Raw genomic sequence first — 21,939 nt, forward strand, 5'->3', positions numbered from 1 at the left:
GTACTTCGCCGACGCTGCTTGTACTGAATACGAGCAGCTTTAGGGGCGGAGAATTTCTTGCAGGGCATCGGAAACCCGGCGTAGGTCCGTTTCGGTGAGGGAGGAGCCGGAAGGCAGGCACAGGCCGCGGGTAAATAAATCGGTACATACTGCGCCACCATACATGGCCGCCTGCGCGAAAAGCGGCTGCTGATGCAGCGGTTTCCACAGCGGCCTTGACTCTATGTTGTGCGTTTCGAGGTGCTGGCGCACTTGCTCGGGGGTAACGCTGGTGTGAGCGACGTCCAGGGTGATAGTGGTCAGCCAGCGGTTGGAGAAGCCCAACGCCGGCTCGGTAGGGCCAAACTGCAGGACGGAAATATGCTTCAGGTTGGCTTGGTACCAGGCAAATACCTCGCGGCGGCTTTTCACGCGGCTGTCGATAAGCTCCATCTGGCCCCGCCCGATACCGGCCAGAATGTTGCTGAGCCGGTAGTTATAGCCTACCGCGGAATGCTGGTAATAAGGAGCCGGGTCTTTGGCCTGGGTGGCCAGAAAACGCGTCTGCTCGGCCCACTCAGTCTTGGCAGTTACCAGTGCGCCCCCGCCGCTGGTGGTAATAATCTTGTTGCCGTTAAAGGAAAAGACGCCGACGGCCCCGAAGGTGCCGAGCCGGCGGCCGTCGTAGCGGGAGCCCAGGGCTTCGGCCGCGTCTTCGAGCACGGGAATATCATACAGCTCGGCAATGGCCTGCAGCTGGTCGAGCTGGGCCGGCATGCCGTAGAGGTGTACCAGAATAAGCGCCTTGGGCTTCTTGCCGAGCTGAATACGGTGCTCAATAGCCTCGCGCAGGCGGTCCGGACACATGTTCCAGGTCGTGGCTTCGCTGTCGACAAACACCGGGGTGGCGCCCAGGTACAGAATCGGGTTGGCCGTGGCCACGAACGTAAAGGAGGGGCAGAGCACTTCGTCGCCGGGCCCAACGCCGAGTAGAATCAGGCCGAGGTGAATAGCGGCCGTGCCCGACGACAAGGCCACGCAATGGGCCGCGCCGGTGTAGTGGCAGATGTCCTGCTCGAAACCGGTGAGGTTGGGGCCGGCCGGGGCCACCCAATTGTCCTCAATGGCTTTGTGGACGTAGTTGAGCTCGTGGCGGCCGAGGTGGGGCGGGGAAAGAAAAATCCGGTCGTGGTCCTGGCTATGCATGTACTTTGATAACGGTAGCGGGAACTCCCACGGCGGTGCAGTCGGCGGGCAGGTCGCGCACGGCTACGGCGCCCGCCCCCACAATGGTGCGGGCCCCGATGCGCACTTGGTTGATAACGGTGGCATTGGTGCCCAAATACACGCCGGTTTCTAAATGCGCTTCACCGCCGACGTTGGCATGGGGCATCAGGGAGCAAAAATCTTCCAGTACCGCATCGTGGCCGATGGTGCAACCCAGGTTGAGCAGCACGTGGCAGCCCAGGCGGATGTCGGTAGTGAGAATGCAGCCCTGCCCGATGATACTGCCTTCACCAATCTGCAGGTGCTGGTAGGGCTGGCAGGCGATGGCCGGGTGCACCAGCGTGGCAAAGCGCAGCAGGGGTGAGGTGAGCCGCTGCACGATGCTGGCCCGGCTACGGCCGTTGCCCACCGCAATAACCACCTGCAGGGGCTCGGAAACCGAGTTCAGCGCCTCAGTTCCGCCCAGGTAGGGCACGCCATGAATAGTAGCCGAAGCCGGGGCCTGATCATCGAAAAAGCCGGCCAGCTGCCAGGTAGCCCGCACCGCGTTGATCTGGTGCACCAGTACCAGCACCTCGCGGCCCAGGCCGCCCGCCCCGAAAATAACCAGCTTGGGCAGGTGGCCGGAGCGAGCTGCGGCAGCATTTTCGGCGAAAGAATCACGAACGTGCGTCATGCAATAGGAGGATGAGAAGAGGGCGGCGAGCCGGTAAAGGCTTCGGTAGTAGCCTGGCCCGGGGCCGTAACACCCCGTGCGCCCAGCACCCGAAAAGCGGTGAGCAGCAGAATGCGCAGGTCCAGCGGCCAGGAGACGTGGTCGACGTACCAGACGTCATATTCGAATTTTTGTTCCCAGGAAATGGCGTTGCGCCCGTTTACCTGGGCCCAGCCCGTAATACCAGGCTTCACGGCGTGGCGGCGGGCCTGCCGGGGCGAGTACAGCGGCAGGTACTGGGGTAGCAGGGGCCGGGGACCAATCAGGCTCAGCTCGCCGCGCAGCACGTTCCAGAGCTGGGGCAGCTCGTCGATGGAAGTGGCGCGCAGCCAGCGGCCCAGGCGGGTGAGGCGCTGGGCGTCGGGCAGCAGCTGACCCTGGTCGTCGCGGGCGTTGGTCATGGTCTGGAGCTTGTAGAGCGTAAACAAGACCCCGTGCAGGCCCGGCCGCAACTGCCGAAACAGCACCTGTCCCCGGTTCTGGACGGCCAGCACGGCCGTGGCCAGCAGCAGCAGCGGCAGCGTGAGCACGGCTGCCGGCAGGGCCAGGCCCAGGTCGAGCACCCGTTTGCCCCAGGCCAAGTACCAGGATGTGGAAGAGGAAACAACCATACGCGAAAACCAAGGCTGCCAGATGCTGACAACGGGCAAAAATATGCTTTTTGTGCCGCGCCTGCCGTAGCTTGCGCCGTATGCCGCCGCTGGCGCGTTCAACTGCTGTTTTCGGTGGAAGAAACGCTCCGGCTATGGGGCTTCCGTTTTGCTCTACGTGCCTGCCAAGACTATGCTTGTTTTTCCGAACGCCAAACTAAACCTGGGTTTGTACATCACCGAGCAGCGGCCCGACGGCTTCCGCAACCTCGAATCGGTGTTTGTACCGCTGCCCTGGTGCGACGCGCTGGAAGTGCTGCCCGCCCCGGAAAACGCGCTGACGCTCTCGGGTATTCCAATTCCCGGCGAGCCGGCTACCAACCTGTGCTGGCGCGCCTACGAGCTGCTGCAAGCCGATTTCAGCCTGCCTCCGGTGCAGATGCACCTGCACAAAGCCGTACCCATCGGAGCCGGGCTGGGCGGGGGCTCCGGCGACGCGGCCTTTGCCCTGCGCGCCCTGAACGAGCTGTTCAGCCTAGCATTGACTCCGGAGCAGCTGCAGCACTACGCCCGCCGCCTGGGCTCCGACTGCGCTTTTTTCATCGAGAACAAGCCTGTGTTTGCCTACGAGAAAGGTGACGTTTTTGAGCCGGTGGCGCTTGATCTGGCCGGCGTGGCCTGCAAGGTGGTGTATCCGAACCTGCATATCAGCACGGCCGAAGCTTATTCGCGCATTGCGCCCCGCACCCCGCGCCATGCCTTGCGCCCGAGTTTGGCCCAGCCCCTGGCAACATGGCGCGAAACGGTGACCAACGATTTTGAGGAGGTGCTTACGCCGCATTATCCGGTACTGGCTGCCGTGAAGGCCGCCCTGTACGCCGCCGGAGCCACGTATGCCAGCCTATCGGGCTCCGGCTCGGCTGTGTACGGGCTGTTTCCGGGCCGGGAGCAGCCGCCGCAGATTGCCTTTCCGGCCGAGTATCAGGTGTGGGATGGGCAGTTGTAGCCTGACCTAACTTCGGGGGCTTGAGGCCACGCTTACGGATTGGTAATGATAATTTCTTCCGGCACGGGCTCCTGCCGCCGCCGGGCCCGGCGCTGGTTCCACTGATCGAGCACGGGGTGAATAAGCACGCTGAGCAGAATAATGAGCGTGCCCAGGTAAAAGCCGGTCGACATCTTTTCCTGGGCTCCGAAAATCAGCACGGCCAGGATGATGCCGTACACGGGCTCCAGGTTCACGGTCAGATTAATCACAAAGGCCGACAGACGCTTCATCAGCTCCACCGATGAGGAGAAGGCATACACGGTGCACACGCCGGCCAGCAGCAGGAGCCAGAGCCAGTCGAGGGGGCGCAGGGCCAGCTGCAAACCGGCTCCTTCGGTGTAGTAGCGCGCGTACACCGGGAAAAACAGCGCCACGCTCAGGCAGGCCCCAGCCATTTCGTAGAACGTGAGCTTGATGGGTGAATGGCGCTTTACCAGCTTGACATTCAGCACGCTGAACAAGGCCGAAATTCCCGCCGAAATAATAGCGACGCCTAAGCCCAGCAATTGGTCAAACTCGGCCTGAGACACCAAGTAAAGCCCCACCATCGTGAGCAAGCCCAGGCCTACTTCGTAGGCCCGCACGCGCCGCCACAGCAGCAGGGGTTCGAGCAGGGAAGTCCACAGGGCCAGCGTAGCCAGGCCCGCCAGGCACACACTCACCGAGGACAGCCGGGCGGCCAGGAAAAAGGTAATCCAGTGCACGGCTACCAGCGCCCCCACGCCCAGCAAGCGGGCCGCATCGGCCGGCGGCACGCGCCAGTCCTGCTTGCGCATGAGCAGCAGCAAGCCCAGCCCCCCGGATGCCAGCAAGGTCCGCCAGAAAACCAGCTCTACCGGCGGCACCGAAATCAACTTGCCCAGAATAGCCGTGAAGCCCCAGAGCAGGACAATAAAGTGCAGACGCAGGTAGTCTTTGAGCATAGGTTATTTGGTGATTCAGCGACTTCGTGAATTAGTGAGTTGCTGTTCGGCTGGCGCCAATGGCGCGGTATTGAACAGCAAACTCACTAATTCACGATGTCGCTGAATCACCGTTACTGTGGGACGAAGCGGTAGAGGACGGCCCCGATGAAGGTGAAAATAATGCTGGGCACCCAGGCTGCCAGCATGGGGGGCATGTCGCCGACCTGGGCCAGGTTGCGGCTTAGAATCACGAAGATCAGGAAGACGAAGGCTAGCACGAAGCCCAGCGCAATCTGGCCGCCCACACCGGCCCGGGATTTGCGTGCACTCAGGATGACGCCGATGGTGGTCAGAATGAAAATGGCGTAGGGATAGGCAAACCGTTCGTATTTCTCGCTCAAGTACACCTGCGTGTCGTCGGCGCCCCGGTCAATCTTCTGCTGAATGTAGGCGTTGAGCTCGGGCAGGGTCAGGGTTTCGGACAGGCGCCAGGTGCTGGCAAAATCCTTGGGGTAGAGGTTCAGGGTCGTGTCGCGGGCGGGCAGGGTAAGCAGCTTTTCCTGCTGCCCGTTGAAGGTGCGCACCAGCTGCGGGCTGAGCTTCCAGGCCCGGCGCGTCGAGTCCCAGGTAATGGCCTCGGCCGTCATGCGGCGCTTCAGGGTGGTGCCCTCAATGGTTTCCAGCGCGAAGCGGTAGCCCACGTTGTTCACGTTGTCGTAGCTCTCCATATACACGTAGGCCTTGGGCCCGATCTTGATATGGATGTTGCGCGCATCGTAGCGGTAAGGGTTTTTGATGTACTTTTTCTCGAAAGCCACCCGCGTTTTGTTGGCCATCGGAATGCCCCAGCCAATGAGGCCAAAGGTGATGACGCCAATCACGAAAGCACCCATCCAGTAGGGCACCAGCAGCCGCTGAAAACTCACACCACTGGCCAGAATAGCCACAATTTCGGTACGCGCCGCCAGCCGGGCCGTCACGAATACCACGGCAATAAAGACCGTAATCGGGGAGAGCAGGTTGGCGTAGTACGGAAACAGGTTGAGGTAATACTCCGAAATAATCTTGCCCGCCGACAGGTTGTGCTGAATGAAGTCGTCGTTTTTCTCCGTGAAGTCAATCACGCAGATAACCGTCACCAGCACCACCACCACGAAGAAAAACGCGGTGAGAAATTTCAGCAGGATGTACTTATCGAGGAGCTTCACGTTGGTTTTTAGTTATTCGTTTTTGGTTTTTGGGTGTCCAATGGTCTTTGGGTCAAGCAAGAAGCCAGCAACGAAAAACCATTAACCAAAAACCACTCCCTACAGCCGCGTCATTACCTGCTTCACCATCTTGTCTTTCCAGTCACGGAAGGTGCCGGCAATGATTTGCTCCCGGGCCTGCTGCACCAGCCAGAGGTAGAACGACAGGTTGTGAATCGAGGCAATCTGGGGCCCCAGCATTTCCTGGCTCTGGAACAAGTGCCGAACGTAGGAGCGGGAGTAAAACGTACTCACGTAGCCGCCTAATTCCCGGTCGAGCGGCTCCAGATCCAGCTGCCACTTCTTGTTGGTGATGTTGATAATGCCCTGCGTGGTGAACAGCATGCCGTTGCGGGCGTTGCGGGTCGGCATCACGCAGTCGAACATATCCACGCCCAGGGCAATGTTTTCCAGGATGTTGGCCGGCGTGCCCACACCCATCAGGTAGCGGGGTTTGTCCTTTGGCAGAATGTCGCAGACGAGCTCGGTCATTTCGTACATCATGTCGGCCGGTTCGCCCACGCTCAGCCCGCCAATGGCGTTGCCCTCGCGCCCCTGCTCGGCAATAAACTCGGCCGACTTGATGCGCAGATCCTTGAAAGTCGAGCCCTGTACGATCGGGAACAGCGTCTGGTCGTAGCCGTAGTGGCCCTCAGTGCTGTCAAACCGCTCGATGCAGCGCTTGAGCCAGCGGTGAGTCATGTCCAGGGAGCGGGCGGCGTAGTCGTACTCGCAGGGCCAGGGCGTGCACTCGTCGAAGGCCATCATGATGTCGGCCCCGATGGTGCGCTGGATGTCCATCACGCCCTCGGGCGAAAACAAATGCTGGGAGCCATCAATGTGGGAGCGAAACTTGACGCCTTCCTCCTTGATTTTGCGCGTGCCGCTGAGCGAGTATACCTGGTAGCCGCCCGAGTCGGTCAGAATGGGCCGGTCCCAGCCGTTGAACTTGTGCAGGCCGCCGGCGGCGCGCAGCACGTCGAGGCCCGGGCGCAGATACAGGTGGTAGGTATTGCCCAGGATAATCTGGGCCTTGATATCGTCTTTCAGGTCGCGCTGCTGCACGGCTTTCACCGTGCCGGCCGTGCCCACCGGCATAAAAATGGGCGTCTGGATGGCGCCGTGGGCCGTGTGCACCACCCCGGCGCGGGCTTTGGACTGCGGATCGTGGGCTACTAAATCGAAGGTCATGCGTGGGTAAGAATTCCTGGTTGAGGCCGCGAAGTCCGCCGGTAAGCTGTTGGCTTAATGCGGAATACTCCCGGTGCCCCAAGGCAGGAAATGACGTTTGAATCTGCAAAGGTAAACCCTTACCACGGTTCCCTCGTGTTGAATCCCTACTTTTGCCCACTTACTCAACTCCCGCGCGTTGTCCGTTCCTTTTTCGCCCGCCATCTGGCTGCTGCTGGCCTCGGTGCTGGTGCAGCTGGGCTACGCGGCCTACTACTTTCTGCCTTTCGCGCTCCGTCCCGAAACTCCGCCGCCCGCCGCCGGGCCGGCCGATTCGGAACCAGTTTCTGTGCTGGTCTGCGCCCACAATGAGCTGGAGAATCTGCGCCGCCTGCTGCCTTTGCTCCTGCAGCAGGATTACCCGGCCGGCTTCGAAATAATTCTCATCGACGACCGCAGCGCCGACGACACGTACCTGTACGTGCAGCAGCTCACTCAGTACTACCCCAACATCCGGCTAGTGTCGGTGGAGAAGACGCCCGAGGGGTTGTCGCCCAAAAAATATGCCTTGACCCTGGGAATAAAAACGGCCCGCCACCCGCGCCTGCTTTTTACCGACGCCGATTGTATTCCGGCTACAAATCAGTGGGTTCGGCTGATGCAGCGCGGCTTTGCCCGGCCTGCCGATTTAATTCTGGGCTATTCGGCCTACGCCGAGGCGCCCGGATTCTTAAATAAACTCGTCCGTTTTGAAACCCTGCTCACCGGAGCACAGTATCTGTCCTTCGCGTGGCGGGGGCATCCCTACATGGGCGTGGGCCGCAACCTGGCCTATACACAGCAGTGTTTCCGCGCAACCAAAGGCTTTGCTTCCCACATCCGCAGCCTCGGCGGCGACGACGATCTGCTCGTGCAGGATGCCGTGCGCCACGGGCAGCGGGTGACGATAGAAGCGGAGCCGGCGGCGCATACGCTGAGCGTACCAGCCGCAACTTGGCAGGCCTGGTGGCGGCAAAAGCGGCGGCATTTGTCGGCCGGCCGGCACTACCGCCTCGCTGATAGATTACGAATTGGAAACTTTATTGGCACTAATCTGCTTTTTTATTTCACAACTTTGGTGCTGCTGTTTTCCCGCCCCGATTGGGTACCTTTGACCGTCTTGTGGGGTGTTCGTACTTCGGTGATTTGTGCTGCGTATGCAAAGCTCGGCCAGCGACTCGATGACCGACTGCCCACAGTGTTGCTGCCCGTGCTCGACGCTGTTTATTTTTTTTACTATCTAGCTCTGGGAATTTCGCTGTTCCTCTACCGTAACCTCCGATGGAAGTAAACAATCAGGAAATTCAAAAGCAGTTTTCTGCCAAAGCCAAGCACGACTTCAAGCTGATCCGCGCTGCCGTAGAGCAGTCGGATGAGAAAGCCTATGCCGAGCTGATGCAGATCTACAAGAAGCCGGTGTACCACGTGGTGCTCAAAATGGTGCGCAACCCCGACGACGCCGAGGATTTGACCATTGAGGCCTTCGCCAAGGCTTTCCGCAACCTGCACAAATTCAACCCGGAATACGCCTTCAGCACCTGGCTGTTCCGCATTGCCACCAATAACTGCATCGACTTTATTCGCAAGAATAAAATCAAAACGATGTCGATTGACTCGGCCATCAAAATCGACAACGGCGACGAAATTACCATCGACTTCCGCGACCAGAACCTGAACCCGCAGGAGACGGCCATCAAAAATCAGAAAATCGAAATCATGCAGCACGTCGTGTCGCGGCTGCCCGATAAGTACCAGCGCCTCGTGACCCTGCGCTACTTCGATGAGCTGAGCTACGAGGAAATTGCCACCGAGCTGAAAGCTCCGCTCGGCACCGTGAAGGCCCAGCTGCACCGCGCCCGTGAGCTACTCTATGACATGGTGAAAAACAAGAAGCACATCATCTAAGCCTAAAATTAAGAAAGCCCCGCCGCAAGTCGGGGCTTTTTTGTGGCTAGACTTTTCTAATAGAACGTCATGTCGACCGTAGGAAGACATGACGCGCTTTCCTGATGCTCTACTTTTCACCAGTCACCCCCGCGCATCACTATCTTTGCCCCGATGGATATTCTGGCCCACTACTTCCCCGACCTCACCGATCAACAAAAGCGGCACTTCGCCCAGCTCGAAACCGAGTTTCGCAGCTGGAATGAGCGCCTCAATCTGGTCGCCCGCACCGATGTGGACAACCTTGCCGAGCGGCATTTCCTGCACTCTCTGGGCATTGCCAAAGTGGTGCAGTTTGCGGCCGGCACTTCGGTCTTGGATGTCGGTACGGGTGGAGGCTTGCCGGGCTTGCCGCTGGCCATTCTGTTCCCCGAGGTGAAGTTTCACCTAGTCGACAGCATCGGGAAGAAAATCCGGGCGGTGCAGGAAATGGCCCACGCCCTGGGCCTGCACAACCTTACGGCCGAGCAAACCCGCGCCGAGCAGGTGCGCAGCAAGTTCGACTACGTGGTAAGCCGCGCCGTCGCCCGCCTGGCCACCTTCCATCCCTGGATTGCCCACCGCTACAAGCCCCAGGGCAATGCTACCACCGGCCTCTACTACCTGAAAGGCGGCGACCTGACCGAGGAAATCGAAGAATCGGGCCTGGTAGCCCACGTTCATAACTTGAGCGACTATTTCCAGGAGGAGTTCTTCGAAACCAAAAAGGTGGTTTTCGTACCCAACTCGTAGCCTGTCCTTGCGAGCCTGAAGCAACCCGTTCTGTGCACAGTACGACACTCTCTTTTACCAGAAAGCCCTTTTCTACCTGCGTGGAAAAGGGCTTTTCAGTTAAGGCTGAGCATAGAGGACGGATGGCCGCGTCTGTGTTTCATGCGCAGAATGCTCGCCATGACAAACGATTAGCACATTACCCCGGTACTTCCGCCAGTAGAAATTCTACGGCGCGGCGCTCCGAATAATATTCTCCATCGGGTGTGCCTTCGGCGAAACCCACGTGGCCGCCTTCGGGCGGTGTTTCCAGAAATACGAATTCGGACGCGGCGGCAACATCCCGGGGAAAGCAGGAGGGAGCCAAAAACGGGTCATTCTCCGCATTCACCAGCAGCGTGGGAATAGCAATAGTGGCCAGGTAGCGCCCCGAGCTGGACTGCTCATAATAGTCATCCGCCGACTTGAAGCCGTGCATGGGCGCCGTAAACCGGTCGTCGAACTGCGGGAAGTCGCGCAGCAGCTCCAGGTTTGCCACGTCAATCTGGCCCGGCAGCAGCTCGGCCTTCTGGCGCATTTTGGCTCTGAGCGACTTGAGAAAGCGCGCCAGGTAAATCCGGTTTTCGGGCTTGGAAATCTGGTAGGAGCTGGATTTTAGATCCGTCGGCACGGAGAATACGGCCGCCCGTGCCACTTCCTGCGGCACGCGGCCGGGGTTCTCGCCCAGGTATTTCAGCGTTACGTTGCCGCCGGCACTAAAGCCGGTCAGGAAAATGCGGCGGTAGCGGCCGGTGGCCAGGGCGTAGCGCACCACAAAGTCGAGGTCGTCGGTGTCGCCGAGGTGGTAGGAGCGCACCAGGCGGTTCATTTCGCCGCTGCAGCTGCGGTAGTTCCAGGCCAGCGCATCGAGGCCGGCCCGCTTGAGGGCCCGCACCATGCCGCGCACGTAGGGCCGTCCGGCGTCGCCCTCCAGCCCATGCGACACAATAGCCAGCGTATCGGTTGGGGTAGTGGTTTGCCGCGACCAGTCGAGGTCCAGAAAGTCGCCATCGGGCGTTTCTATCCGCTCGCGCTGGTAGCGCACATCGGGCACCGAGCGCCACAGGCTGGGTACGATGGTCTGAATATGCCCATTGAACATATAAAACGGCGGCTGGTAGCGGGAGTGCGAGATAATTGGCATATCGGAATGGCAAGCCGGGCAATGCGAAATAGGCATGACCGCTAGGGAAAGATAAGAAGAATATTGGTATGCATGCATACCAATAAGGCAGTAGGGTAAAGCTAAAAGGCCTGCTGCAAAACCACCGCAGAAAGCGGAAAGTTGCGTGTCGGCCGGCGTTCCGGATAGCAGCTTATGTATTCATACTGCAGTGCAATTCGTCCGTAGTATTACAAATTATGACGATAAGTAGCTGAACTGTAGTGTCTTGATTTTTTAGAATTGCGTACAAGCCTAGTATCTCTGAACACAAACTATAAAGATCATGAAAGCAGTTACCTATCTTCTGGTGGGCAGTATGCTAGCCCTCGGCACGGCCTGTGGCAGCGCCAATACGAGCATGGGCTCCGCCTCCACCTCCGGCAGCTCAACCGGCACCAGCTCCAGTATGGATGCCACCAGTGGCACTTCTTCTTCCAGCAGCGGCACCACCAGCGGCTCCAGCGGTAGCACCGGCGTTATTGGCTCCGGGGCCGGCTCCGATGCTTCCATTGGCACCAGCGGCGCCACCGGTACCAGCGGTGCTACCGGCTCCAGCGCGGCGCCCGGCACCGATTTAAATGCTTTCATGGCCAGCTTTGCGACGATGGAAGATCCTACGTTCCTGATGACGGCCGCCAGCAGCAACCTGCTGGAAATTCAGATGGGGCAGCTGGCCGTGCAGAAGTCGACGAATGCCGACGTGAAGAAGTTTGGCCAGATGATGGTTGACCATCATACCAAAGCCACCCAAGAGCTGAAGACGGTAGCCACGCCGCTGGGTGTTTCCCTGCCCCAAACCATGATGCCGGTTCATCAGGCCATGGCGGATAAGCTGACGGGCAAATCGGGCAAGGCTTTCGATGAGGCCTACATGGATGCCATGGAAATGGCCCATAAGCTGGATGTTACCATGTTCGAAACCAAAAGCAAAGCCCCGGCCGCGGCTCCGGCTGTCAAGTCGTTTGCCACGAAAACCCTGCCCATGCTACGCTCGCACAGCACCATGGCCAGCGACGTCGAGAAAAAGGTAGACTAGCCTTAAGACAGTGGCGCGCCTCAGGCTGCGGCCTGCTGCTTTGGCTCATAGCCCCAATTCCTGCCCAGGAGTTGGGGCTATTCTTTGGGGGCTGTAGCAAGCGAAGAGACACTCAGGAATAATGCCACCGCCGCCGCAACGGCGGCCGAAAGCCCAAAGGCTGCCTGCGCCCCCAGCGTTTGCCAGATAACGCCCGTAATGCTGCTGGCCCCGAGTGCCGCCAGACTGCTCAGGCCCGCGAAGGTGCCCAGGGCCGCGCCCTTATCGGTTGGGGCGCACAGCTGACTGATCCAGGCCTTGCTGATGCCCTCGGTAGCAGCGGCGTATAGCCCATACAGCCCAAACAGCAGGCCAAACCAGGGCCAGGTATGCGCCTGCGTAGCCCCGCCATACACGGCAGCAAAAAGCAGCAGCCCGAGCACGAGTATGCGCCGGGGGCCCAGGCGGTCGGCCAGCAGCCCGGTGGGAAAGGCGGCGGCGGCATACACCAAGTTGTAGAAAATATACACCCCAACCACGGCCGCCTCGGAGAGACCCTGCTGCCGGGCCAGCAGCAGCAGTAGGGTATCGGAGCTGTTGAAGAGGGCAAACACAAGCAGGGCCCCGCCGATCCGTCGGTAGGTTGCCGGAGCACGCCGCCAGTAGGAAAATGACGCCCAAAATGGCACAACCGGCCTGCCCGAGGGGAGGGAAGGCTTTTCCCTGACCAGGAACGTCACCAGAACGGCTACCAGCCCCGGCACGAAGGCCAGCAGAAACAGCGTGCGGTATTGCCCGGGATGCTGCGCAAGCCAAAGCAGCGCCACCGCCGGCCCCACGACGGCTCCCAGGGTATCCAAGGCCCGGTGAAAGCCAAATACGGCCCCCTGGCGGCCCACTGCGGCTTCGTCGGCCAGCAGTGCGTCGCGGGCCCCGGTGCGCAGGCCTTTGCCCAGCCGGTCGAGGGTGCGGGCCAGGAACACCCACCACGGCATCGCCAGCACGGCCAGCATTGGCTTAGACAGAGCACTCAGCCCGTAGCCCCACTGCACGAAGGGCCGGCGCTGGCCCAGCCGGTCCGACCACTGCCCGAAATAGCCTTTGCTCAGGCCCGCCGTAGCTTCGGCCACGCCTTCCAGCACCCCAATCAGCACCACCGAGAAGCCGATGCTCTTCAGGTAGAGCGGCATTACGGGATACAGCATTTCACTGGCTAGGTCAGTAAAGAGACTAACCAAAGAAAGCAGCCAGATGGTGCGGGTGAGGTATTTCATAGCCTATTGCGGGAACGTCCTGCCAAATAGCATATTTTCGCCGAGCACGGCCATTTTGCGCGGGTTGGCAGTAATATGGGTAATTTGCAGGACCCGCGGGCAGGGGAGAAGGTGCCGTGGAAAAGCAAAACCACGACAGGTATTTGTTATTTCAAACCAAAGGCTTACCTTTGCCAACCCAATTGAACCCAATTCGAGCAGAACGTCAATTTTACCATACCCATGGCAAATCATAAGTCGGCCCTCAAGCGTATCCGTTCCAACGAAGCGAAGCGCGTGTTGAACCGTTATCAGGCTAAATCGACCCGCACCGCTGTTAAAAAGCTGCGCGCCACCACCGATGCTTCGGAAGCACAAGAGCTGCTGAAGAAAGTATCGTCGATGCTGGATCGTCTGGCCAAGAAGAACATCATTCACAAGAACAAAGCCGCCAACAACAAATCGAAGCTGGCTAAGTTCGTGAAGTCGCTGGCTGCCTAAGCACCACTGACTTTTCTGCTCTTACATAAAAAGGCCCTGCGCGCAAGTGCAGGGCCTTTTCTGTTTGCGTTATCAGTAGTACTAAATCTAATGTTTGTTGTATATTTCCTCTGTTCTATCCTCTTTTTTTCTTATTCCACTGATGAAAAAACTCTACTGCTTACTGATTTTATTCACTAGTCTCAGCTGGCAAGCAACTCAGGCGCAGAACTGGCGGCCCTTCCGGTCCAATCAGGATGTGCACGCTTTCCGCGGCGCCTCTGCCGACTCGGTGCTGACAATACGGCTGGACTCGGCCGCGCTGCAAGGGCCGGATTCTGTTTATTACTTCAACCGTACGATGCGCCGGGCCGGCAGCAACTATCAGTGGCGTAAGTCGGCGAATAACATATTCGGCAAACTGCTGCGCTACAACCCGGCCGAGCGCACCTACTCGCTGCACTGGGAGGGGGGCTTCATACAGGGCTTTATCCTGAGCCGCACGTTGGTGCTGAAGCCATTTGCGAAAGTGGGAGCTACGTGGTCGAGCTCTTTCACGGACTACGGCGTACAGACTACGCTGCTGTCCCGCGGCACCAGTCTGCTAGACGGTGTAACGGACTCTGTTGTGACGTTTCGGCTAAGTACCGGCACCACGGTGGTGCTCAGCAAGAACTTTGGGCTCGTGTCGGCCCCCGCCGACTTGTTATTTGGAGTTCCCTCGCCCAAAATCCTGACTATGGCCCGCCGGCCGGCTCCGGCCGGGCAAAGCTACTACAACCCGCTGGCGCTGCTGGACCTACAGCCGGGCGACGAACTGGGCTACAAGCAGGAGGCCTTTTCCTATGGCCCATTCCCTTGCTACGTGGGCTGGTTGCTGCGCCAGGTGCTGAGCCGGCAGGTAACGGCCGACAGCGTGGTGTATACCATGCGGGAGCAGCGCCGCATGACGTTCAGCAGCGCTCCGGGGTGCTCGGGCGCGCCTCCCATTGTTTCGCCAATAGCAGTGGTGCGACTGGCCGCTTCGCTGCGCACCGGACAATGGGTTGGAAAGGGTGCCGGTGCACTGGTACCCACCGATGCCGAGCTGCTGAGTTATGCTTACCGGCCGGCGTTTCCGAGCGGATCCCCCCAGATTCTGGTTATGGGCGACCCGGTGGTGACTGGCCAGCCGGCCACGAGCTGCGGGGCGGCCTTGTTGTCGCAGCGCCGACTATACCGTAGCTCCTCCACTTCGGAATACACGGTAGGGCTCGATGCCTTGAACTGGGAGCAGACAGTGGCGCTGGGAGCCGGAGTACTGGCCCAGGGCGAATATTCCCTGACCTATGCCCGCCGAACCGTAAACGGCACCCCGCAAGTCTGTGGCAGCCGCACCGACTTTGGCACGCTGCTGCCAGCCAGGAAAACGGCCCTCATGGAGCCGGTACAGTTGTATCCCAACCCGGCCTCGGAGTCGGCTACGCTCATGCTGCCAGCGGCCAGTCACGGTAGCGTTACGGTGCTCGTGCGGGATGGCCTGGGACGCGTCGTCAGCACGCAGCAGCTGGCAGCCGGTCAAACCACGGCGGTAGTGAATGTGCGCAACTTGGCAAGCGGCTCCTATATAGTAGAAGTGCAGGCCGTCGATGAGCAGCCCCGTTACATCCGCCTCCAGCACCAGCAATAGACATATAGTGAACTACAGAAAAGGCCCGTCTGAGCTATCAGACGGGCCTTTTCTGTATTGGCTTCGGGCTGATTTATGCTACGCTCACCTTCACCATGTTGGTCTTGCCCTTCTCATTGATGGGCATGGAGGCCGTGTTGATGAACACGTCACCCTTATTGAGGTGACCCGTCGTGGTCAGGATGTATTTGATATCCGAAACCGTGCCGTCGGTGCTCAGCATCCGGTCGTAGTAGAAGCCGCGGACACCCCAGATCAGGCTCAGCGTAGTGAGCAGGGAGCGGTTGTCGGTAAAGATAAAGATGTTGGCTTTAGGCCGGTACTTGGCAATCTGGAAAGCCGTGTAGCCCCGGTGCGTCATGCCCGTAATAGCCTTGGCCCCCGTGTTTTTGGCCAGGTGACAGGCCGCCGAAATAACGCTGTCGACCATAAAGGAAGGCAGCTCGGGCGTGATGGGGAACCAGTGGTTGTAGAGGCTCGGCATGCGGGTTTCGACGCTCAGAATGGTGGCTACCATCGAGCGGATAACCTCGGCCGGGTATGCGCCCACGGCCGTTTCAGCCGACAGCATCACGGCATCAGCTCCGTCGATAACGGCGTTGGCCACGTCGCTGGTTTCGGCCCGGGTGGGGCGGGGAGCCGTAATCATGCTTTCCATCATCTGGGTGGCCACGATGACGGGCTTGCCGGCCTTGTTGCATTTCTCCACGATGAGCTTCTGGGCCATCGGCACCTCTTCCATCTTCACCTCCACGCCCAGGTCGCCGCGGGCTACCATCACGGCATCAGTCAGGGCAATGATTTCGTCGAGGTTCTTCAGGCCTTCGGGGGTTTCGATTTTGGCAATAACGCGGGCCGTTTTGCCGCTTTCGGCAATCAGACTTTTGATAAAGCGGATGTCTTCACCACGGCGGGCAAACGACAAGGCAATCCAGTCCACGTCGTTTTCCAGGCCGAACTTCAGGTCTTCAATATCCTTTTCGGTCATGGAAGGCGCCGAAACGTCGGAGTCGGGCAGGTTGATGCCTTTGCGGGGCTTCACCAGGCCGCCGTAGATGACCTCCACGTCCACTTCCTTGTCCCGGTCGGTGGCCAGCACGCGCAGCTCGATTTTGCCGTCGTCGATCAGAATCATGTCGCCGGGCTTCACATCGCGGGCCAGGCCCAGGTAAATCGTGCTCAGGCGCGTGGCCGTCGTAATTTCCTTCTCGCCGCACACCAGCTTGATTTTGTCGCCGGCTTTGATTTCAACGCCGCCGCCCTCTACATCGCCCAGGCGAATCTTAGGCCCCTGCAAGTCCTGCAGCAAACCCACATTGGTACGCATATCCTTGTTGAGGCGGCGCACCGTGTTGATAACGGACAGGTGGTCTTCGTGGGAGCCGTGGGAAAAGTTGAGCCGAAACACGTCGACGCCCTCGCGGATGAGCATGCCCAGCTTTTCGTAGGTGTTGGACGCGGGGCCCACGGTGGCCACGATCTTGGTTTTATTAAAATGCGGAGTCGATTCCATGTACTATGGTTCAGGGTTAGATAGCAAGGCTGGTCTGAGGGCAAGCGAAGGACCTCATCCCGTGGCTCGTAACCTGCCTCAGAACGCTATTCTGAGCAGATTTGAGCGGACGAAATAAGGTCCTTGGCTGCAGCTCATATAGCCGCCGCTACTTGTGCGAGCTCAAAAGAGCAGATTTTCTTTGAATTTTAGCGTATTCGGATCGAATTGACAGGCGTACTGCACCTCCGGCAGGCGCGTGAGCTGCCCGAGCAGCTCCTCGGCTGCCAACGGCCCGGCCCCGTTGCTGACCTGAATCAGGTAGTCGTACTCTTTGATATCGGGGGCCAGAAACGGCTTTTTCAGCGGGGAAGGGTCCACCGAGCGGTTGCGCAGCAGGCGCAGCGTGCTGTTTTCGGTGGCGTGCAGGTAATTGCTGATGACCAAACGGCCCTGCGTAAATAAATCGTAGATCAAATCCTGCTGCTTTACCAGGCGCAGACGCAGGGTAGAGTTGAGCGTCCAGGCTAGTTTATGCTCCCGGCTCGACGACACAATGCCGAACAAGTCGAAGTCACAATCATAGTCTACGTCCAGTGTGAGCGTTTTCATAAGGCACTACCAAAAACAAGGAAGAACAAAATTACACACGCAACAGGGCCAAAGAAACCACCTCAGCCATAATCTTACACTGCCAAGATTACAGGCCGCCGGTTTGAAAATGTTAGGGAAGTTAGTGTTATTTGTGCCGAGTTTTCTCTAAACCCCCACGGAAATGTCTGAAATTGCAGAAAAAGTAAAAGCCATTATCATCGATAAACTTGGTGTTGAAGCGTCTGAAGTAACTCCTGAAGCTAGCTTCACGAACGACTTGGGTGCTGATTCCCTGGACACTGTCGAGCTGATCATGGAGTTCGAAAAGGAATTCAACGTGTCTATTCCAGACGACCAGGCTGAGAACATTGCCACCGTTGGCCAGGCTATCAGCTACCTGGAAGAGCACGCCAAGTAGGGCTTTGCTTCTTTCTCCCCCGTTTTAGTGCTTACCGGCCGGCTAGCCGCCGGCCGTTTTGCTTTTTATTCAGTCTCCACTTTCGCCTATGTCTCTTCGGAGAGTTGTTGTGACCGGCCTTGGTGCCATTACCCCGCTGGGCAAAACCGTCGCCGAATTCTGGGACGGGCTCTCCCGCGGCGTAAGCGGTGCGGCCGCCATCACCCGCTTCGACGCCAGCAAGTTCAAAACGCGCTTTGCGTGCGAGGTAAAAAACTACAATCCTGACGACTATTTCGACCGCAAGGAAGGTCGGAAGATGGACCTGTTCACGCAGTTCGCCGTCATTGCCAGCGACGAGGCCATTAAAGACGCCAACCTTGAAGGCGTCAATAAGGACCGCGTCGGTGTCATCTGGGGTTCGGGAATCGGGGGGCTGAAAACCTTCCAGGAGGAGTGCTTCAACTTTGCCAAAGGTGACGGCACGCCCCGCTACAACCCGTTTTTTATTCCGAAGATGATTGCCGACAGCGCGTCGGGAAACATCTCGATTAAGAACGGTTTCCGCGGCCCCAACTTCGTGACGACTTCGGCCTGTGCTTCCTCGTCCGACGCCATCGTGGCGGCTTATAACTACATCCGACTGGGCATGGCCGACGTGGCCGTGACCGGAGGCTCCGAAGCTGCCATTACGGAAGCCGGGGTAGGGGGCTTCAACGCCCTGAAAGCCATGAGCGAGCGGAACGACGACCCGGAATCGGCCTCCCGCCCCTACGACAAAGACCGTGACGGTTTCGTGTTGGGAGAGGGTAGCGGCGCCCTGGTAGTCGAGGAATACGAGCACGCCAAGGCCCGCGGCGCCAAGATCTACGCCGAAATCATCGGTGGCGGCTTGTCGTCGGATGCCTACCACATTACCGCTCCCGACCCTACGGGCGAAGGCGTGGTGCTGGTAATGCAGAACGCCCTGCGTGATGCCGGTATCGGTCCGGAAGAAGTTGATTACATCAACACCCACGGCACGAGCACGCCTTTGGGCGACGGGGCCGAAATCAAGGCTATCCAGAAGGTTTTCGGGGATTATGCCTACAACCTCAACATCAGCTCTACCAAGAGCATGACCGGCCACCTGCTGGGTGGAGCGGGCGGTATTGAGGCGCTGGCCAGCATTCTGGCTATCCAGCACGGTATTGTTCCTCCTACCATCAACCATTTCACCGACGACCCCGAGCTGGATGCGCGCTTGAACTTCACGTTCAACGAGGCTCAGAAGCGGGACGTGACGGTGGCCATGAGCAACACCTTCGGGTTTGGGGGCCACAACACGTCGGTTGTATTTCGCAAGCTGCGCGACTAATGCTGCGACCAGGCCAGCCACTACCGCTCTTCGGATTTTTCCGGCGGCTGCTGGGGCAGGATCGGGCTTTTCGCCAAGCCATTGCTACGGTAATCGGCCGCACGCCTGACAACGTGCGGCTTTACCATTTGGCCTTTACCCACTCCTCGGTGGTGCGGCAGCAGGGTGACACCGCCCGGCACCAAAGCAACGAGCGCCTGGAGTTTCTGGGCGACGCGGTGCTGGGGGCCGTAGTGGCCGAGTACCTGTTTCGCAAGTTTCCGTACGAGCAGGAAGGCTTCCTGACCGAGCTTCGGTCGCGCATCGTGAATCGGGAAAGCCTGAACGGGCTGGCCCTGAAGATCGGGCTGGATAAGCTCGTGCAGCTCGACCCGGCCCAGGGCCGCGCGGCCCGTTCGCGCTCCGTGAACGGCAACGCCTTGGAAGCTCTGGTGGGGGCCATTTACCTGGATCAGGGCTACAAAGCGGCCCGCAAATTCGTGCTGAGTCGTTTGATTAAGCCGTTTGTCGACGTTAAATCCCTGATTGAAACGACGGCCAACTTTAAGAGCAAACTCATTGAATGGGCGCAGCGGCAGGGCAAAACCATTCGCTACGACCTGAGCGGCCAGCCCCGCTCGGGCGGCGTCATGGAATTCTCGGCCACGGTGATGCTGGACGACGAGCCGGTGGCGACGGGCATGGGTCTGAGTAAGAAACAGGCCGAGCAGCTGGCCGCCGAACGGGCCCTGGCGGCGCTGGGCGTATAAAACACACTGCAGCTTCCGCGTATCTTCTGCGTCCTCTGCGGGCTAACTTCGTACCAACGACTTAGCCCGCAGAGGACGCCGTGTTTTCGCAGAGGGCGCAGCGGTTTGGCAACCCAATCAAGGTAAATGGAGTTGTTTTGCAGTATCAATATTATCCTTTGAACTTATGAGACTAGCCGGCGCCGCCCTCAACCAGATTCCTTTTGACTGGCAACACAACCTGCGCACCATTAAAGAGGCGCTGGATCAGGCCAAAGCCGCGGGCGTAGAGCTGCTGTGCCTGCCCGAGCTGTGCCTGACCGGCTACGGCTGCGAAGACTTATTTCTGAGCGATTGGCTCTCGGCTGAGGCGCTGACCTATCTGCAACAGATCCGGCCCTGGACCCACGGCATAGTGGTGTGTGTGGGCCTGCCCGTACGGCTGGATGGGCGCACCTACAACACGGCGGCAGTGCTGCGCGACGGCGAAATCCTGGGCTTTGCGGCCAAGCAGTTTCTGGCCAACGACGGGGTACACTACGAGCCCCGCTTTTTCAACTCCTGGCGGGCCGGCGAAACCGGCACCGTAGCCTGGGAAGGCCAGCAGTGGCCCATCGGCGACTTGGTGTTTGAGCACAAGGGCGTGCGGTTCGGCTTTGAAATCTGCGAGGATGCGTGGCGGCCCGACGATGAACGGCCTGCGGCCCGGCTGAAAGGCCGCGTGGATTTGATTGTGAATCCGTCGGCCAGCCACTTTGCCATGAGCAAAACCGACGTGCGCTACAACCTGGTGCTGAACGCCTCGCGCAACTTCGATTGCACCTACCTGTATGCCAACCTGCTGGGCAACGAGGCCGGCCGCATCGTTTACGACGGCGAGATTCTGGTGGCCCGCAACGGCCATTTATTGCACCGCAACCAGCTGCTGAGCTTCAAGGAAGTAGATATGGAGTGCGTAGACGTGGATTTCACGACGCCTCTGGAGCACGCCGAAGCCATAGCTCCGTTGCCCGTCCCGGATGAATATCGGGAGTTGAACCAAGCCCTGAGCTTAGCCCTATTCGACTACATGTGCAAGGCCCGCACCCGCGGCTTCGTGCTGAGCCTGAGCGGCGGGGCCGACTCGTGCATGTGCGCCGTAGCCGTGGCCGAAATGGTGCGGCTGGGCACGCAGGAAATCGGGACGGCGGAGTTTATGCGCCGTTCGGGCTGCTTCCCGGCCGAGGATATTACCCGCATTGCCGGGCCCGCCACCGCGTCGGTCGACCAGGCCGCCGCCGGCCCCAAAGAGGCTTCCCTGACGCTGCCCGACGCCGAGCAGCAGCGTCAGCAGCGGGAAATAACGGGGCACCTGCTTACCTGCGCCTACCAGGGCACGGTCAACTCTTCCGACGACACCTACAACTCGGCCAAAGAGCTGGCCGATTCCATCGGAGCGGTATTTTACAACTGGGGCATTGACGAGGAAGTAACCGGCTACGTAGGTAAGGTTGAGCACGCCCTGGGCCGGGAGCTGAGCTGGAAGACCGATGACCTGGCCCTGCAAAACATTCAGGCGCGGGTGCGGGCCCCGGCCATCTGGCTGCTGGCCAACGTACAGAATGCCCTGCTCATCACGACTTCCAACCGCTCGGAGGCCTCGGTGGGCTACTGCACCATGGACGGCGACACGGCCGGCAGCATTTCGCCCATCGGCGGCGTGGATAAGGACTTCGTGAAGAAGTGGCTGCGCTGGGCCGAAACCGAGCTAAACTACCCCGGTCTGCGCTACGTGAATGCCCTGCAGCCCACCGCCGAGCTGCGGCCCCTGGAAGACAAGCAGACCGACGAGCGGGACTTGATGCCCTACATTTTGCTCAACCGCATCGAGCGGCTGGCCTTCTACAACCGCCTGAGCCCGCGGCAGGTGCTGGCCACGCTGGTGCAGGAAGAAAAGGATATCGACTCCGAGCAGCTCAAAACCTACGTGAAGCGCTTCTACTCACTCTGGTCGCGCAACCAGTGGAAGCGGGAGCGGTTTGCCCCGGCCTTCCACCTCGACGACTACAACGTGGACCCCCGCTCGTGGCTGCGCTTCCCGATTTTGAGCGGCGGCTTTACTCACGAGCTCAACAACCTGTAGCGGCTTGGCCGCCTAAGTGCGGCATTCAGGCAGCATTCCGTACTTTCGGGCCC

21 protein-coding genes are annotated in these 21,939 nt (G+C 59.5%); 11 read left to right on the plus strand and 10 right to left on the minus strand.

Going from position 1 to position 21,939, the window contains the following annotated elements; genetic code table 11:
• Nucleotides 1–39 precede the first annotated feature (39 nt).
• From LGH70_RS18830 to LGH70_RS18840, 3 genes are read right to left on the minus strand one after another with little or no spacing between them, the layout of a single operon-like run.
• A complete protein-coding gene (locus LGH70_RS18830) occupies nucleotides 40–1,185 on the minus strand; it encodes a DegT/DnrJ/EryC1/StrS family aminotransferase (RefSeq protein WP_226188859.1) in 1,146 nt (381 codons plus the stop codon).
• A complete protein-coding gene (locus LGH70_RS18835; protein ID WP_226188861.1) occupies nucleotides 1,178–1,882 on the minus strand; it encodes an acetyltransferase in 705 nt (234 codons plus the stop codon). The genes LGH70_RS18830 and LGH70_RS18835 overlap by 8 nt, the downstream gene beginning before the upstream one ends.
• Complete coding sequence (locus LGH70_RS18840) at nucleotides 1,879–2,532, minus strand: sugar transferase (protein WP_226188863.1); 654 nt, start codon at nucleotides 2,530–2,532, stop codon at nucleotides 1,879–1,881. The genes LGH70_RS18835 and LGH70_RS18840 overlap by 4 nt, the downstream gene beginning before the upstream one ends.
• 172 nt (nucleotides 2,533–2,704) lie before the next feature.
• On the opposite strand from LGH70_RS18840, the gene ispE reads away from it, so the two are divergent.
• On the plus strand, nucleotides 2,705–3,517 hold the full coding sequence (ispE, locus tag LGH70_RS18845) for a 4-(cytidine 5'-diphospho)-2-C-methyl-D-erythritol kinase (RefSeq protein WP_226188867.1): 813 nt from the start codon (nucleotides 2,705–2,707) through the stop codon (nucleotides 3,515–3,517).
• Nucleotides 3,518–3,549: 32 nt separating this feature from the next.
• On the opposite strand, the gene LGH70_RS18850 is transcribed toward ispE, so the two are convergent.
• The 3 genes from LGH70_RS18850 to tgt all read right to left on the minus strand — a co-directional run bounded on the left by LGH70_RS18850 (nucleotide 3,550) and on the right by tgt (nucleotide 6,902).
• Entirely contained in the window at nucleotides 3,550–4,482 is a 933-nt protein-coding gene (locus LGH70_RS18850; RefSeq protein WP_226188871.1) for a DMT family transporter, read from the minus strand.
• A 113-nt stretch (nucleotides 4,483–4,595) separates the two neighbouring features.
• Complete coding sequence (locus tag LGH70_RS18855) at nucleotides 4,596–5,672, minus strand: LptF/LptG family permease (protein ID WP_226188874.1); 1,077 nt, start codon at nucleotides 5,670–5,672, stop codon at nucleotides 4,596–4,598.
• A 99-nt stretch (nucleotides 5,673–5,771) separates the two neighbouring features.
• Nucleotides 5,772–6,902 (minus strand): tRNA guanosine(34) transglycosylase Tgt, encoded by a 1,131-nt coding sequence (gene tgt / locus LGH70_RS18860; protein WP_226188877.1) that lies wholly within the window; start codon nucleotides 6,900–6,902, stop codon nucleotides 5,772–5,774.
• Between the two features lie 178 nt (nucleotides 6,903–7,080).
• Between tgt and LGH70_RS18865 the strand changes: the two genes are divergently transcribed.
• From LGH70_RS18865 to rsmG, 3 genes are all read left to right on the plus strand, one after another.
• Nucleotides 7,081–8,211, plus strand: a complete 1,131-nt coding sequence (locus tag LGH70_RS18865; protein WP_226188879.1) for a glycosyltransferase — start codon at nucleotides 7,081–7,083, stop codon at nucleotides 8,209–8,211.
• Nucleotides 8,202–8,825, plus strand: a complete 624-nt coding sequence (locus LGH70_RS18870) for an RNA polymerase sigma factor (RefSeq protein WP_135463260.1) — start codon at nucleotides 8,202–8,204, stop codon at nucleotides 8,823–8,825. Before LGH70_RS18865 ends, LGH70_RS18870 begins: the two co-directional genes overlap by 10 nt.
• Before the next feature lie 153 nt (nucleotides 8,826–8,978).
• Entirely contained in the window at nucleotides 8,979–9,596 is a 618-nt protein-coding gene (gene rsmG / locus LGH70_RS18875; protein WP_226188881.1) for a 16S rRNA (guanine(527)-N(7))-methyltransferase RsmG, read from the plus strand.
• 178 nt (nucleotides 9,597–9,774) lie between these two features.
• On the opposite strand, the gene LGH70_RS18880 is transcribed toward rsmG, so the two are convergent.
• The gene (locus LGH70_RS18880) at nucleotides 9,775–10,758 is read right to left on the minus strand and encodes a YheT family hydrolase (RefSeq protein WP_226188884.1); all 984 of its coding nucleotides are present in this window, start codon (nucleotides 10,756–10,758) and stop codon (nucleotides 9,775–9,777) included.
• Between the two features lie 304 nt (nucleotides 10,759–11,062).
• Between LGH70_RS18880 and LGH70_RS18885 the strand changes: the two genes are divergently transcribed.
• Nucleotides 11,063–11,815 (plus strand): DUF4142 domain-containing protein, encoded by a 753-nt coding sequence (locus LGH70_RS18885; RefSeq protein WP_226188886.1) that lies wholly within the window; start codon nucleotides 11,063–11,065, stop codon nucleotides 11,813–11,815.
• A 77-nt stretch (nucleotides 11,816–11,892) separates the two neighbouring features.
• Here the strand turns inward: LGH70_RS18885 and LGH70_RS18890 are convergent, their stop codons facing one another.
• Nucleotides 11,893–13,068 (minus strand): MFS transporter, encoded by a 1,176-nt coding sequence (locus LGH70_RS18890; protein WP_226188889.1) that lies wholly within the window; start codon nucleotides 13,066–13,068, stop codon nucleotides 11,893–11,895.
• Between the two features lie 222 nt (nucleotides 13,069–13,290).
• On the opposite strand from LGH70_RS18890, the gene rpsT reads away from it, so the two are divergent.
• A complete protein-coding gene (gene rpsT, locus LGH70_RS18895; RefSeq protein WP_135463256.1) occupies nucleotides 13,291–13,548 on the plus strand; it encodes a 30S ribosomal protein S20 in 258 nt (85 codons plus the stop codon).
• 142 nt (nucleotides 13,549–13,690) lie between these two features.
• Complete coding sequence (locus tag LGH70_RS18900; RefSeq protein ID WP_226188892.1) at nucleotides 13,691–15,196, plus strand: T9SS type A sorting domain-containing protein; 1,506 nt, start codon at nucleotides 13,691–13,693, stop codon at nucleotides 15,194–15,196.
• 73 nt (nucleotides 15,197–15,269) lie between these two features.
• Here the strand turns inward: LGH70_RS18900 and pyk are convergent, their stop codons facing one another.
• Together pyk and LGH70_RS18910 are read right to left on the minus strand one after the other, a co-directional pair.
• Nucleotides 15,270–16,709: a pyruvate kinase gene (pyk, locus tag LGH70_RS18905; RefSeq protein ID WP_226188896.1), complete on the minus strand. Its 1,440-nt coding sequence runs from the start codon at nucleotides 16,707–16,709 to the stop codon at nucleotides 15,270–15,272.
• A gap of 162 nt (nucleotides 16,710–16,871) precedes the next feature.
• Nucleotides 16,872–17,300, minus strand: a complete 429-nt coding sequence (locus LGH70_RS18910) for an IPExxxVDY family protein (protein WP_226188899.1) — start codon at nucleotides 17,298–17,300, stop codon at nucleotides 16,872–16,874.
• A 163-nt stretch (nucleotides 17,301–17,463) separates the two neighbouring features.
• On the opposite strand from LGH70_RS18910, the gene LGH70_RS18915 reads away from it, so the two are divergent.
• The 4 genes from LGH70_RS18915 (at nucleotide 17,464) to nadE (ending at nucleotide 21,886) form a co-directional block, all read left to right on the plus strand.
• Nucleotides 17,464–17,700 carry an acyl carrier protein gene (locus LGH70_RS18915; RefSeq protein ID WP_073109216.1) on the plus strand — a complete coding sequence of 79 codons (237 nt, stop codon included), beginning with the start codon at nucleotides 17,464–17,466 and terminating at the stop codon, nucleotides 17,698–17,700.
• Nucleotides 17,701–17,788: 88 nt separating this feature from the next.
• Nucleotides 17,789–19,036, plus strand: coding sequence for a beta-ketoacyl-ACP synthase II (fabF, locus tag LGH70_RS18920; protein ID WP_226188902.1), 1,248 nt, complete (start codon nucleotides 17,789–17,791; stop codon nucleotides 19,034–19,036).
• Nucleotides 19,036–19,785: a ribonuclease III gene (rnc, locus tag LGH70_RS18925; protein ID WP_226188904.1), complete on the plus strand. Its 750-nt coding sequence runs from the start codon at nucleotides 19,036–19,038 to the stop codon at nucleotides 19,783–19,785. The genes fabF and rnc overlap by 1 nt, the downstream gene beginning before the upstream one ends.
• Nucleotides 19,786–19,951: 166 nt before the next feature.
• Nucleotides 19,952–21,886: an NAD(+) synthase gene (gene nadE / locus LGH70_RS18930; protein ID WP_226188907.1), complete on the plus strand. Its 1,935-nt coding sequence runs from the start codon at nucleotides 19,952–19,954 to the stop codon at nucleotides 21,884–21,886.
• Nucleotides 21,887–21,939: the final 53 nt, after the last annotated feature.

Source organism: Hymenobacter nitidus, assembly GCF_020447315.1.
Taxonomy (GTDB): domain Bacteria; phylum Bacteroidota; class Bacteroidia; order Cytophagales; family Hymenobacteraceae; genus Hymenobacter; species Hymenobacter nitidus.